This window comes from Paraburkholderia sp. (assembly GCF_035656215.1).
Taxonomy (GTDB): Bacteria; Pseudomonadota; Gammaproteobacteria; order Burkholderiales; family Burkholderiaceae; genus Paraburkholderia.
Genome location: NZ_DASRSY010000318.1, coordinates 1 through 12,543 on the forward strand (window position 1 = coordinate 1; position 12,543 = coordinate 12,543).

The 12,543-nt window shown below is 61.3% G+C and carries 10 protein-coding genes and 1 pseudogene; 9 read left to right on the top strand and 2 right to left on the bottom strand.

What is annotated here, in order from left to right; genetic code table 11:
• The first annotated feature begins 56 nt into the window (after nucleotides 1-56).
• Complete coding sequence (locus VFE81_RS17920) at nucleotides 57-1,034, top strand: IS5 family transposase (protein ID WP_325045872.1); 978 nt, start codon at nucleotides 57-59, stop codon at nucleotides 1,032-1,034.
• 135 nt (nucleotides 1,035-1,169) lie between these two features.
• Here VFE81_RS17920 and VFE81_RS17925 read toward each other — a convergent pair whose 3' ends face one another.
• Nucleotides 1,170-1,478, bottom strand: a complete 309-nt coding sequence (locus VFE81_RS17925; RefSeq protein ID WP_325045873.1) for a hypothetical protein — start codon at nucleotides 1,476-1,478, stop codon at nucleotides 1,170-1,172.
• Nucleotides 1,479-1,703: 225 nt separating this feature from the next.
• Between VFE81_RS17925 and VFE81_RS17930 the strand changes: the two genes are divergently transcribed.
• The 5 genes from VFE81_RS17930 to VFE81_RS17950 all read left to right on the top strand — a co-directional run bounded on the left by VFE81_RS17930 (nucleotide 1,704) and on the right by VFE81_RS17950 (nucleotide 9,968).
• Complete coding sequence (locus tag VFE81_RS17930) at nucleotides 1,704-3,797, top strand: amylo-alpha-1,6-glucosidase (protein WP_325045874.1); 2,094 nt, start codon at nucleotides 1,704-1,706, stop codon at nucleotides 3,795-3,797.
• A gap of 51 nt (nucleotides 3,798-3,848) precedes the next feature.
• Nucleotides 3,849-6,656, top strand: a complete 2,808-nt coding sequence (locus VFE81_RS17935) for an MGH1-like glycoside hydrolase domain-containing protein (protein WP_325045875.1) — start codon at nucleotides 3,849-3,851, stop codon at nucleotides 6,654-6,656.
• A 162-nt stretch (nucleotides 6,657-6,818) separates the two neighbouring features.
• Nucleotides 6,819-8,420, top strand: coding sequence for a glucose-6-phosphate dehydrogenase (gene zwf, locus VFE81_RS17940; RefSeq protein WP_325045876.1), 1,602 nt, complete (start codon nucleotides 6,819-6,821; stop codon nucleotides 8,418-8,420).
• A gap of 35 nt (nucleotides 8,421-8,455) precedes the next feature.
• A complete protein-coding gene (locus tag VFE81_RS17945; RefSeq protein ID WP_325045877.1) occupies nucleotides 8,456-9,256 on the top strand; it encodes an ROK family protein in 801 nt (266 codons plus the stop codon).
• Between the two features lie 142 nt (nucleotides 9,257-9,398).
• The gene (locus VFE81_RS17950; RefSeq protein WP_325045878.1) at nucleotides 9,399-9,968 is read left to right on the top strand and encodes a YbhB/YbcL family Raf kinase inhibitor-like protein; all 570 of its coding nucleotides are present in this window, start codon (nucleotides 9,399-9,401) and stop codon (nucleotides 9,966-9,968) included.
• An 86-nt stretch (nucleotides 9,969-10,054) separates the two neighbouring features.
• Here VFE81_RS17950 and VFE81_RS17955 read toward each other — a convergent pair whose 3' ends face one another.
• Nucleotides 10,055-11,050 carry an aldo/keto reductase gene (locus VFE81_RS17955; protein WP_325045929.1) on the bottom strand — a complete coding sequence of 332 codons (996 nt, stop codon included), beginning with the start codon at nucleotides 11,048-11,050 and terminating at the stop codon, nucleotides 10,055-10,057.
• A 165-nt stretch (nucleotides 11,051-11,215) separates the two neighbouring features.
• Here VFE81_RS17955 and VFE81_RS17960 point away from each other — a divergent pair.
• The 3 genes and pseudogenes from VFE81_RS17960 to VFE81_RS17970 all read left to right on the top strand — a co-directional run.
• Nucleotides 11,216-11,392 (top strand): annotated as a pseudogene (locus tag VFE81_RS17960) (peptidase); the annotation flags it as partial.
• A 115-nt stretch (nucleotides 11,393-11,507) separates the two neighbouring features.
• A complete protein-coding gene (locus VFE81_RS17965) occupies nucleotides 11,508-12,197 on the top strand; it encodes a nitroreductase (RefSeq protein WP_325045879.1) in 690 nt (229 codons plus the stop codon).
• Nucleotides 12,198-12,225: 28 nt separating this feature from the next.
• A complete protein-coding gene (locus VFE81_RS17970) occupies nucleotides 12,226-12,540 on the top strand; it encodes a high-potential iron-sulfur protein (RefSeq protein WP_325045880.1) in 315 nt (104 codons plus the stop codon).
• The last annotated feature ends 3 nt before the right edge of the window (nucleotides 12,541-12,543 follow it).

A 12,543-nucleotide genomic window follows, 5' to 3' on the forward strand; every position in this document is an offset into this window, starting at 1 on the left:
GTTAGGGCTACGCTGAAAAAGGTCAACGCCGTTGGGCGGTGAATCGTTAAATGCGGATGAAACAACAAACCCTTGCGATGGCGGCCGATCAAGGCGCCGGATTTGAACAGTTCCGTCGGCCAACCAAACGCGATGTGTTCCTTGAGACGATGGAGCAGATCGTGCCGTGGACGCAGTTGTGCGAGGTTGTCGAGCCGCACTATCCGAAGGGTCAAGGCGGACGCCCGCCAGTTGGTCTGGAGCGCATGCTGCGCATGCACTTTGTGCAGCACTGGTTCAACCTGGCGGATGAAGCGTGCGAGGAGGCGCTGCTGGACAGCACCGCATTGCGGCGATTTGTCGGGATTGACCTGGGGCGCGAGCGGGTTCCCGATGGCACGACGCTGTTGAAGTTTCGCCGGCTGCTGGAGCGCAACAAGCTCGGCGAGCAGTTGTTCGCCAAGGTCGGCGAAGTACTGCAAGGGCGTGGGCTGAAGGTTGGCACCGGCACGATCGTGGATGCCACCATCATCGGGGCGCCCAGTTCCACGAAGAATGCGGACAAGGCGCGAGACCCCGAAATGCATCAGACGAGGAAGGGCCAGCAGTGGCACTTCGGCATGAAGCTGCACATCGGTGTGGATAGCCAGACGGGACTGGCACACAGCGCGGTAGTGACGGCTGCGAACGTGCATGACAAGCATCCGCTGCCGGCTCTGCTGCACGGCGCCGAGCGGCGTGTGTACGGTGACAGCGCCTATGCGAGCCAGAAGGAACTCATCGCCAGCAAGGCACCGCACGCGAAGGACTTTACCAACCAGCGTGTGCGCAGGCGAAGTGGTGAAGTCGATGACGCCAGACGCTCGAAGAACCGCAACAAGTCGAAGATACGTGCGCGGGTCGAGCACGTCTTTGCGGTGGTCAAGCGGCTATGGGGTTTCGTCAAGGTGCGCTATCGCGGCCTGGCGAAGAACGCCACGCGTGCCTTCACCGCACTGGCGTTGAGCAACATCTACATGAGCCGCGAGCGGCTGATGGCACAGGTGCGTCCATGAGCGGCCAAAGTGGGTCGATAGACCCGCTTACAAGGCCCTCAGGGCAAGAAAATCGAACCAATCGCGTCGCTGATCTCGCATTCCAAAATTCAGCAGCAAACCGTCGGCGAAAACGGCGACTTCTTCAGCGTAGCCTTAGTTACTGTTAGCGTTGTCGCCTGGTGCGTAATGCATCACGGGCACGACTTGCTGGTTGTCGGCGGCGAGGCTGGCTTGCATGTTTTGTGTGATCGCGTCGGACGCTGCGGCAGGGCCGGCTGCGAGTGACGCCGATGCATCAAGCACGTCGGGTACAGGTTTGATGGCCGAGTTTTGCGCGGTATCGTTATTGGTAACGCTCGGCGATGAGGATACTGACGCGGAGTCGTCCGCGCCACAGCCGCTCAACGCGAAAGTTGCGAGTGCAACAAAAACGGTGGTGGCGAGGCGTGCATCTCTTCTCATGTCCGCATCCAGTTTCGTGATGGCGGATGCAGTCTCCAGTCCTTTCAAGAAATAATTGTGAAACGTTTGCGAGTGCTTTAACTTAATCTGCAATGTCAGTTGTTCGAAAGGAAATGGAAAGCAGTAAGCAGGAGAATGGTCACGTTAGTGCCATATGGTTGAAGCGGTTGAAGCCCAGGCACACCGAAAGATTTGATTGGCGGCTTTGCGTACTCCGGTAGGTTCATGACACGCATCGAAAGACCTTTCGACATCACGCGTCTCGAAGACGAATGGCTCGAAGCAGACGGCTTGGGCGGCTTCGCATCGGGAACGGTCGGCACGCTGCGCACGCGCCGGTATCACGCGTTGCTGCTCACCGCCACGCGCGCGCCTGGTGGGCGTGTGGTGCTCGTCAACGGCATCGAAGCCTGGCTCGAGGCGGACGGCAAGCGTTATCCATTGAGCATGCAGCGGTACATGCCGGACGTGATCTATCCGGATCTGACAGCGAGTCTCCTCGAGTTCAACACGGAGCCATGGCCGACGTGGCGCCTCCAACTCGATTCGGAAAAGACACTGACGGCCGAGGTGTTCGTGAGCAAGGCGACGCGCGAAACGGTTCTGCGTTGGCGGCTGGAAAGTGCAGAAGCGGGATCTGGCGCGGGCGCGTTCAACCTGAAGGTGAGGCCCTTGCTCTCAGGTCGCGACTATCACGCGCTGCATCACGAAAACCCCGCATTCAACTTCAACGCGCGGACAAGTGGCGACCAGGCATGCGTGAGCTGGCAGCCCTACGAGGATCTGCCGGTCATCAATGTGGCGACTAATGGCATCTACACGCACGCACCGGATTGGTACCGAAACTTCTGCTACGTTCGCGAGCGCGAGCGTGGCCTCGATTTCAGCGAAGACCTCGCCACGCCCGGTGTGTTCAGCTTCAATCTCGTCGATGGCGAAGCGGTGATGATCCTCAGTGCGTCGATCGCACTGTCGGCGTTGGCAGCGGAGCCGGCAGACACGAAGACAGCCGCCTATGCAGCGGAGTCAGTTGGCACCGCCGCCCTTGCAACGAAACCGCCAGGCGCGAACACCGCTGCAGCTCGGGCAACGGACTCGGCCAGCACCAAACCAGCCGCCGCCCACGCAACTGAACTCGCGCGCGTCGAACAGCAGCGCCGCAGCGCACTCGGCTCACGCCTGCAGCGTTCCGCCGATGCCTACGTAGTGGCGCGTAACGAAGGCCGCACGATCCTCGCCGGCTTTCCATGGTTCACCGATTGGGGCCGTGACACGTTCATCGCCATGCGCGGCTTGCTGATCGCAACGGGCCGCCTCGCCGAAGCCGAAGCGATCCTGCTCGAATGGTCGGGTACGTTATCCGAAGGCATGCTGCCGAACCGTTTCCCCGACTATGGCGACACCCCGGAATACAACTCCGTCGATGCATCGTTATGGTTCGTCATCGCCGTCCACGACTATCTGGCGACGAACCACGCGAAGGCTGACACCCGAGCGCGCCTGCAACAAGCAGTGGAAACCATCGTCACCGGCTACACGAACGGCACGCGCTTCAACATCAAGGCATCCACCGACGATGGCCTCCTGAGCGCGGGCACGCCCGGCGTGCAACTCACGTGGATGGATGCAAAGGTCGGCGACTGGGTGGTCACGCCGCGCATCGGCAAACCCGTGGAAGTGCAGGCGCTCTGGATCAACGCATTGCGCATTGCAGCAATGTGGAATCCGCAGTGGCAGCAGCCTGCAGAACGCGCGTTACAAGCGTTTCATGACCGCTTCACCGATCCGTCGACGCAAGCGCTTGTCGACAACGTCGACGTGGATTTCGTCAAAGGCGCAGTGGATCGCTCGATCCGCCCGAATCAGATCTTTGCCGTGGGCGGCCTGCCGTTTCCGTTACTCGAAGGCGCGGCGGCGCGCGCGGTGGTCGATCATGTCGAAGCGCAGTTGCTCACGCCACTCGGCCTCCGAACGCTCGCCCCGTCTGATCCAGCGTACCGCGGGCACTACGGCGGTCCGCCGCTGGAGCGCGATGGCGCCTATCATCAGGGTACGGTCTGGCCATGGCTGTTAGGACCGTTTGTCGAAGCATGGCTACGGGTTCACGGCGCCGAAGCGGATGCCCGTGCACAAGCCAAAGCGCGCTTTCTCGACCCTCTGTACGCGCATCTCGATCACGCCGGCCTCGATCATCTCTCCGAGATCGCCGATGGCGACGCGCCGCACACGCCCGCCGGCACGCCGTTTCAGGCGTGGTCGCTGGGGGAGTTGCTACGCATTGAAAACCTGCTTGCCCGGTTGGAGTCCACCGCCGCTTAAACCGCGCTACGATGTGGGTCCCGCCGCCAGGCCCGACGCAAGGACGTAGTCATGCCACCGCTGCGCGCTGCCAATCTGCTCGCCACTATTGAAGGTTCACGCCTGCACTCCGCCGAGTGTGCCCATTGGCAGCGCTGGGGGCCGTATCTCAGCGAGCGTCAGTGGGGCACGGTGCGCGAGGATTACAGCCCGGACGGCACTGCCTGGGACAACTTTCCACACGACCATGCGCGCAGCCGCGCCTACCGTTGGGGCGAAGACGGCATTGCCGGTTTCGGCGACGACAAACTCAGCTGGTGCGTGTCGCTCGCGCTGTGGAATCGCAAAGACGCGATCCTGAAGGAACGCCTGTTCGGGCTCACCAACGCGCAGGGCAATCATGGCGAGGACGTGAAGGAGTTGTACTTCTACGTCGACGGTACGCCTACCCATTCGTACATGCGGATGCTCTACAAGTACCCGCATGCCGCTTTTCCATACGACGACCTCGTGCAGGAAAACGCACGGCGTGGCGGTGACATGCCCGAGTACGAGATCCTCGACACCGGCGTGTTCGACGATTTTCGTTACTTCGACGTGCAGGTCGAATACGCGAAACATGCGCCCGACGATATCCTGATGCGCGTGACCATCGAGAATCGCGCGGACCAGGCGGCCTCGCTCGATGTGCTGCCGCAGATCTGGGCGCGCAATTCATGGTCGTGGAAGGAGAACAAGGACAAGCCGTCACTCGTCGCTGGAACGGACCACAACGGTGAAGCCCAGGTGGTCGGGCGGCAGCACGGCCATGAACCGATCGTCGTGACGGCGTGGTCGAAAGACGCGCCGCAGATGGCGTGGTTGTTTTGCGAAAACGACACCAACGTCAAGCGCCTGTTCAACATGGACGGCACCGGGCCGTTCAAGGACGGCTTCAACGATTACCTGGTACACGGCGACGGACAGGCGGTACGCCGCGACGCCGGCACCAAGGCGGCCGCGCATGCGTCGATTGAACTCGGTCCGCATGGCCGCGCCGTGGTGTATATGCGCTGGCGCCCGCAGTCGAGTCCCGATGACACACAGCTCGATGCCGATGCGGTGTTCGCTCACCGTATCGCCGAGGCCGACGAATTCTATGGCGCGCTGCAACACGAGATCGTCGATCCCGACGGCCGCCTCGTACAGCGCCAGGCGCTCGCCGGCATGCTGTGGTCCAAGCAGTACTACCAGTATGACGTGCAGCGCTGGCTCGAAGGCGATCCGCTGCAACCTAAACCGCCTGAGTCCCGCAAACGCGGCCGCAATTCGGAGTGGCGGCATCTGTGCAACGCGGACATCGTGTCGATGCCCGACAAGTGGGAATACCCGTGGTACGCGTCGTGGGACCTGGCGTTTCATGCGGCCGCGTTCGCGCTGATCGATCCGGCGTTTGCCAAACGTCAATTGCTGCTATTGGTGAAGGACCGCTATCAACATCCGAATGGCCAACTGCCCGCCTATGAATGGGCGCTCGGTGACGCGAACCCGCCTGTGCATGCCTGGGCCGCGTGGCGCGTCTATGAAATCGACCGCGCGCTGAATGGCAAGGGGGATCGCGATTTTCTGGAACTCGTCTTCCACAAGCTATTGCTGAATTTCACGTGGTGGGTAAACCGCAAGGATGCGGACGGACGCAACGTGTTTCAGGGCGGCTTTCTCGGGCTGGACAACGTCGGTATCTTCGACCGCTCGTCGCCGCTGCCGACCGGCGGTCATATCGATCAGGCCGACGGTACCGCATGGATGGCCGCGTACGCGCTCGACCTGATGCGGATCGCGCTCGAACTCGCGTATGCGAACCACGTGTTCGTCGATATTGGCGTGAAGTTTTTCGAGCACTTCCTGTATATCGCCGAGGCCGTCAGTTGCGACGACGATTGCGATACCGGCCTATGGGACACCCAAGACGAATTCTTCTACGACAAACTGCGCCTGCCCGACGGCAGCAATATCCCGATGCGCCTGCGCTCGATCGTCGGCCTGATCCCGCTGTTCGCCGTGCATGTTCTCGAAGAACGTTTGCATGGCAGCTTGCCGGGTCTGCGCGAGCGGCTCGTCTGGTTCCTCGAACATCGGCCCGATCTGGCGAAGCTGGTCTCGCGCTGGAATGAGCCCGGCAAGGGCAATGCGCTCCTGCTCTCGCTGTTGCGTGGGCATCGGATGAAAGCGTTGCTGCGCCGTGCGCTCGACGAAAGCGAATTTCTCTCCGATCACGGCGTGCGGGCGCTGTCGCGCTTTCATCGCGACAACCCGTTCGTGTTCAACCACAACGACACCAGCGTTACCGTCAAGTATCTGCCGGCCGAATCCGACACGCGCGTGTTCGGCGGCAATTCGAACTGGCGCGGTCCGGTGTGGATGCCGGTGAACTATCTGCTGATTGAATCGCTGTACGAGTTTCATCGCTATTACGGCGACGATTTTCGCGTCGAGTATCCGACCGGTTCAGGGCAAAAACTCTCGCTCAGCGAAATCGGCGACGACCTGGCGCGCCGGGCGACTACCCTGTTCCTGACGGACAAAAACGGCGAACGTCCGGTGATGGGCGCGTATCCGCTATTGCAAGCCGACCCGCGTTCACGCGATCTCGTGCTGTTCCACGAGTATTTCCATGGCGACAACGGGCGTGGCGTGGGCGCGTCGCATCAAACCGGCTGGACCGGGCTGGTGGCGTTGCTCCTGCAACCGAGGGCGATGGCCGCGTCCGGGAATGTGCCGCTGGCAGGCGAGCCGGACCGGGCGCCCATTCCTGCGTCGACCTCCGCGCCCGCGCCCGCGTGCCCGTCCGAGTCCGCGTCCGAACCTGCGCCGGCGCTGACAACGGCGGTCACCAAGTAGCGAGCCGTGAACAGGTAGTAAATAGCGACTCACCCGCGCGAGGTTACATAAGCCATACAGCGCGGAGTGCAGGTTTAGTGCTTGTTTTTGAACTGTGTGGGTTCAAGCGTGGTCTTTCATGTACCGCCACGTCCGTTTCATTGGCTTCCTTAAGCGAATCCCATGTCGACTACTCCGAACACCCCAACTTCCGCCAGCCCCGAACCCAGTTGCAAAGTCAGCGCGAGCCCGCATGACGCGCCGCCGTCGCCGGCCGGCAAGCGGCCTGCGCCACCTTGCACGCTGGTGATCTTCGGTGCGGGCGGCGATCTGACTAAACGGTTGCTGATGCCTGCGCTGTACAACCTTGCTGTGGATGGCCTGCTCGACGGCGGCATGAAGATCATCGGCGTGAATCACGGCGAGCGCGAGACGAGCGAATGGCGTGACGACTTGCACAAGTCGCTGCAACAGTTTGCCGCCGACAAAGCCAGCACCTTCCACGCCGGCAAGCTCGACGACAAAGCGTGGGACTGGGTCGCACAGCGGCTCGAATACATGGCCGGCGAATTCGAAACCGACGACACCTTCACTAAGGTCAAGCAAAAGCTCGATCAATCGCCAGGCGGCAACGTCATTTTTTACCTGGCGGTCGGCTCGCGTTTTTTCAAACCGATCGTCGAGCATCTCGGCAAGGCGGGCTTGCTGAAAGAAGGCGAGGGCGACGCGGGCGGTTTCCGCCGCATCGTGATCGAGAAGCCGTTCGGCACCGACCTCGCTTCGGCGCGCGATCTGAACGCGCACATTCTCTCGTACGCCAACGAGTCACAGGTGTATCGCATCGATCACTTTCTCGGCAAGGACACCGTGCAAAGCATTCTCGCAGTGCGTTTTGCGAATGCGTTGTTCGAACCGATCTGGCGGCGTGAATATATCGATAGCGTGCAGATCACCGCGGCCGAAACGATCGGCGTGGAAGGGCGTGGCAAGTTCTACGAGCAGACCGGCGCGTTCCGCGACATGCTGCCGAACCACCTGTTCCAGTTGCTCGGCATGGTCGCGATGGAGCCGCCCAATTCGTTCGATGCCGAAGCCGTGCGCGACAAAAAGGCTGAAATCTTCGACGCGATCCAGCCGCTGACCGCCGACGATGTCGTCTTCGGTCAATACGAAAAGGGTCCGGCGGGCATCGGCTATCGCGAGGAACCGGACGTCGCGCCGGGCAGTACGGCCGAAACCTACGCCGCCGCACGCGTGTACGTCGAGAACTGGCGTTGGGCGGGCGTGCCGTTCTATCTACGCACCGGTAAGCGGCTTGCCGCGCGCCGCACGGAGATCTCGGTGCAACTGAAGCCGGTGCCGTTCCGTTTGTTCCGCGATACGCCGGTCGACGCGCTGACGCCGAATGTGCTGACCTTGCGCATCGATCCCGCGCACGGCACGAGTTTCGATTTCAATGTAAAAACGCCGGGGCCGGTGATGCAGATCGGCGCGGTGCAATCGTCGTTCGACTATGCGGACTTCTTCGCGGAACAGGCCAACGTCGGCTACGAGACTTTGCTGTACGACTGCATGCTCGGCGACGAGACGCTGTTCCAGCGGGCCGACAGCATTGAAACGAGCTGGGCTGCTGTGGACGACGTGCTGCACCCGAAGACCGGCGGCGCGATGCCGGTACGCGGCTACGCCGCAGGCAGCGAAGGCCCGGCAGAAGCGGATGCCCTGCTCGCACGCAACGGCCACGCTTGGCGGCCTTTGCAAAAGGACGCAGTCGAAAAGAAGTAACACCATGAGACGCAGCAACACAATCGGGGGACACCGTGGCCACACGTAAGACGAAAGTAAAAAGCAGCACCGAGCGGATTCTGGCGATCGATGTCGGTGGCACTGGCCTGAAAGCCGCGATCATCGATGCAGACGGACAGATGAAAACCGAGCGTTTGCGCGTGGCGACGCCGCATCCTTGCACGCCGGATCAACTGGTGGATGCGTTGGTGAAGCTGGTTGCACCGCTCGTCGAAAAGGAGCCGCCCACGCTGATGTCGATCGGCTTTCCTGGCGTGGTGCGCAGCAACCGCATTCTGACTGCGCCGCACTTTGGCGTTGAAGGCTGGCACGACATTCCGCTAGCGGATTCGCTGGCGCAGCGCCTCGGCGGTCTGCCGGTGCGGATGATCAACGATGCGGAGATGCAAGGCCTTGCCGCGATCGAAGGCCATGGAATCGAACTCGTGCTGACGCTGGGCACGGGCGCGGGCACGGCGCTGTTCCGCGATGGCGAATTGATGCCTCACCTCGAGCTTGCGCATCATCCGGTCAGCAAGAAGGGCGTGGCGTACGACGAGTACATCGGTGACGCGGCACGCGATAAGGCAGGAAATAAGCGCTGGAATCGCCGGGTCGAGAAGGTGATCGGGATTCTTGATTCGCTGGTGAACTACGACAAGCTGTGGATTGGCGGTGGCAACGCGGCGCGGCTGACGATCAAGTTGCCCGCGAACGTCGCGACAGTATCGAACGATGCAGGGATCGAAGGCGGCGTGCGCCTGTGGCATCCGAAGTCTTTGCGTGAGACGCGGCAGTTGCCGGAGGCCAATAAGCGAACCGGCCCGTTCAAGTGATACGTGATCCGCTGATGGATTCGTAGCTCGTCGGCGGAATAAAGCACCCGGTCGATACGTTTGCCATCAATGGTCGTGGCGCGCGTTTGCTGCGCTGCGGTCTTTTTCAGGTTAGCTAACTTATAGCCGGGGGCAACTCACGATGACTCAAAGCGAAAACGCTGGCGTTGCACGACGCCTGTTATGTGTCAGCTTGTGTGCTGTGCTGACTTTTTCTGCCGCCGCTGCTCGTGCGGCGGATGGATTCGCGCTGTCGTCGCCGGGTTTGGCCGACGGCGGCACGCTGGATTCGAGCCACGCGGCGAGCGCGAATAATTGTGGTGGCGGGAATGTGTCGCCCGCTCTGCAATGGCGAAATACGCCTGCCGGTACGAAGAGTTACGCGATTACTATTTTCGACCCGGACGGCGCCAAGGGACTGGGGATTGTGCACTGGGTGCTATATGGCGTCGCGCCTTGGGCGACCGGGCTGGGTGCCGGTGCTACGCCGCCGGCCGGTAGCGTGGCGGGAACGAACCGGACTGGCGGCCCCGGATATTACGGGCCGTGCCCGCCGGTCGGGGATGTTCCGCATCATTATGTCGTGCAGATTTACGCGCTTGATTTACCTCCCGACGCATTGCCGACAGGATTGACGCGGGACGCGTTGCTGGCAGCGATGAAGGATCATGTGCTTGCTGCCACCAGTACTGTGCTTCGATACGGACGGTGATTTTTCTGCCTTTGACGGCGGCGGCGGCCGGGTAACTGCAGCCGCCGTCAAAAGCAACACGCAAAGGCACACTTAAAGGCAACACATTACCTGGCCGCGTCACCCCATCGATATTCAAAACTCACTTCATCAAGCTGCGTCTTGACTTGTGCATCGAGCACAAGCTCTGAAGCCGCGAGCGTGTCGCTCAACTGCTCAGCGCGACTGGCGCCGATAATCGCCGACGTAATCAGCGGATTAGCCAACACCCAGGCAAGAGAAACCCGGGTCAACGACTCGCCAGTCGGCGCAGCGATCGCCTTCAACTTCTCGATCGTTTCGAACTCGCGCTTATGCCAGTACCGCTCCTGGTACATCGCCCCGGCCTTCCCGACGACATCGGTAAAGCGCCCGGACGCCGGCGCGGCATCCATCCGATGCTTACCCGTCAGCAAACCACCCGCCAGCGGGTTATAAGGCATCACGGCTAATTGCTCTTCAGCCGCCAAAGGCAACAATTCCCTCTCGATCTGGCGGAACAACAAGTTGTACCGCGGCTGCACGGATACGAACCGCGACACGCGCAATACGTCCGCGCGACCCAACGCCCGCGCCAGCCGATATGCGAGGAAATTCGACACGCCGATATAGCGTGCCTTCCCGGATCGGACGATCACATCCAGCGCCTCCAGCGTCTCATCGAGCGGGGTATTCGCATCGTCGGAATGGAGTTGGTACAGGTCCACGTAATCCGTGCCGAGCCGCCGCAGCGATACATCGACGGCATCCAGCAGATGCTTGCGTGACGCGCCTTGATCCCATGCTGACGGCCCCATCTTGCCCACGGCTTTCGTCGCCAGAATGAAACGGTCGCGTTTGCCCTTCAGCCAGCGTCCGACGATCTCCTCCGTGCGCCCGGCAATATTCTCGCCGCCACCGAGCGGGTAAACATTGGCCGTATCGATGAAGTTCACGCCGGCATCCGCCGCTGTGTCGAGAATGCGATGCGAAACGTCTTCTTCAGTCTGCAGGCCGAAGGTCATCGTCCCCAGACACAGGCGCGAAACGGTCAGGCCGGTGCGGCCGAATTTGCGGTATTGCATGGTCAACTCCGAAGATGGACGGAACAGTTGCGGTATGCGGTGTTGCAAAAGGATAAACGGTGTGGCGATTTCGTGCTCGGCCGGCGATGCAGACAGGTTTGACAAATCGTCAGCATTTAGAAAGTTTGTCATGCTGCTCAATTTATAGGCGCGAGTGGGAAACGCAAGGGCGTCGGCTTGAGCGTCGGCTGGGTGCTGCTGATCGATACCCTGGCGGGCAGCATCATTTTGTTGTCGCTCACAGGTGTCCTGGTGTGGACGGAGCTGAACAAACGCAAAACCGTAGGTGCGGTGCTGGTGATGGGATCGATCGTCGCCGCCGTCTGCATGGGGTGGATTTAAAACTGCCTGCAAGCCTGCAAGCCTGCAAGCCTGCAAGCCTGCAAGCGGAAAACCCGCCGCTCGCGCTAGAATCTTCGCAGACCGCCAAACTGTTGACCCTGCCGGGATTCCGCTGATGACCGCACCTGCCAACCAAGTCGACGCCGCACTGATGTCGCGGCGTTCGATTCGTGCCTTTCTGCCCACGCCGGTTGCGCGCACCGATATCGAAGCGATTCTCGAAGCCGCCAGCCGCGCGCCCTCCGGCACCAATACTCAGCCGTGGAAAGTGTATGTGGTGACGGGCGAGTCGCTGGCGCGCCTGTCGCAGGCTTTGGTCGCGGCGTATAACGACCCTCAGCGCGACGCGTTGTATCAGGAAGAATATCGCTACTACCCGCATGAATGGGTGTCGCCCTATATCGACCGCCGCCGCAAAATCGGCTGGAATCTGTACGGCTTGTTGGGCATCCAGAAAGGCGACAAGGCGCGTATGCACGAACAGCATGCGCAGAACTACCGGTTCTTCGGCGCACCGGTCGGCTTGTTCTTCACGATCGAGCGGGTGATGGAGCGCGGCAGCTGGCTCGACTACGGCATGTTCCTGCAAGCCATCATGACGGCGGCGCGCGGCCGTGGCCTCGATACCTGCCCGCAGGCTGCGTTCACGCCGTTTCATCGCGTGATTGCCGAGCATCTCGGGCTGCCGGGCGAGGAGCAACTGGTGTGCGGCATGTCGCTCGGTTTCGCCGACGAAACCGCACGGGTCAATACGCTGCGCACTGACCGGGAACCGGTTGAACGGTTCACGCGGTTTATCGATTGACGAGCGTCACTATCCCCATCGGACCACTATGAAAACTTCGCGCCGCCTTTTTTTGATGCTGAGCGTGGGCGTGAGCTCATCGCTCCTGCTGTTTCGCGCTGCGTTCGCCGACGACACCGCGAACAAACTGAGCGAAGCCGATCCGACGGCGCAAGCCGTCGGCTACAAAGAGGACGCATCCAAAGTCGACAAGGCGAAATTTCCCAACTACGCCGCCGGACAAACCTGCGGCAACTGCTCGCTGTTCCAGGGTAAGACCACCGACGCCTACGGCGGCTGCACGCTATTCGGCGACAAACAGGTCGCGGCGCGCGGCTGGTGCAGCTCGTATTCGAATATCTGACCG

Coding starts and splice junctions, on each gene's coding strand:
- VFE81_RS17920 (WP_325045872.1), top strand. CDS start 57: ATGAAACAACAAACCCTTGCGATGGCGGCCGATCAAGGCGCCGGATTT.
- VFE81_RS17925 (WP_325045873.1), bottom strand. CDS start 1,478: ATGAGAAGAGATGCACGCCTCGCCACCACCGTTTTTGTTGCACTCGCA.
- VFE81_RS17930 (WP_325045874.1), top strand. CDS start 1,704: ATGACACGCATCGAAAGACCTTTCGACATCACGCGTCTCGAAGACGAA.
- VFE81_RS17935 (WP_325045875.1), top strand. CDS start 3,849: ATGCCACCGCTGCGCGCTGCCAATCTGCTCGCCACTATTGAAGGTTCA.
- zwf (WP_325045876.1), top strand. CDS start 6,819: ATGTCGACTACTCCGAACACCCCAACTTCCGCCAGCCCCGAACCCAGT.
- VFE81_RS17950 (WP_325045878.1), top strand. CDS start 9,399: ATGACTCAAAGCGAAAACGCTGGCGTTGCACGACGCCTGTTATGTGTC.
- VFE81_RS17955 (WP_325045929.1), bottom strand. CDS start 11,050: ATGCAATACCGCAAATTCGGCCGCACCGGCCTGACCGTTTCGCGCCTG.
- VFE81_RS17965 (WP_325045879.1), top strand. CDS start 11,508: ATGACCGCACCTGCCAACCAAGTCGACGCCGCACTGATGTCGCGGCGT.
- VFE81_RS17970 (WP_325045880.1), top strand. CDS start 12,226: ATGAAAACTTCGCGCCGCCTTTTTTTGATGCTGAGCGTGGGCGTGAGC.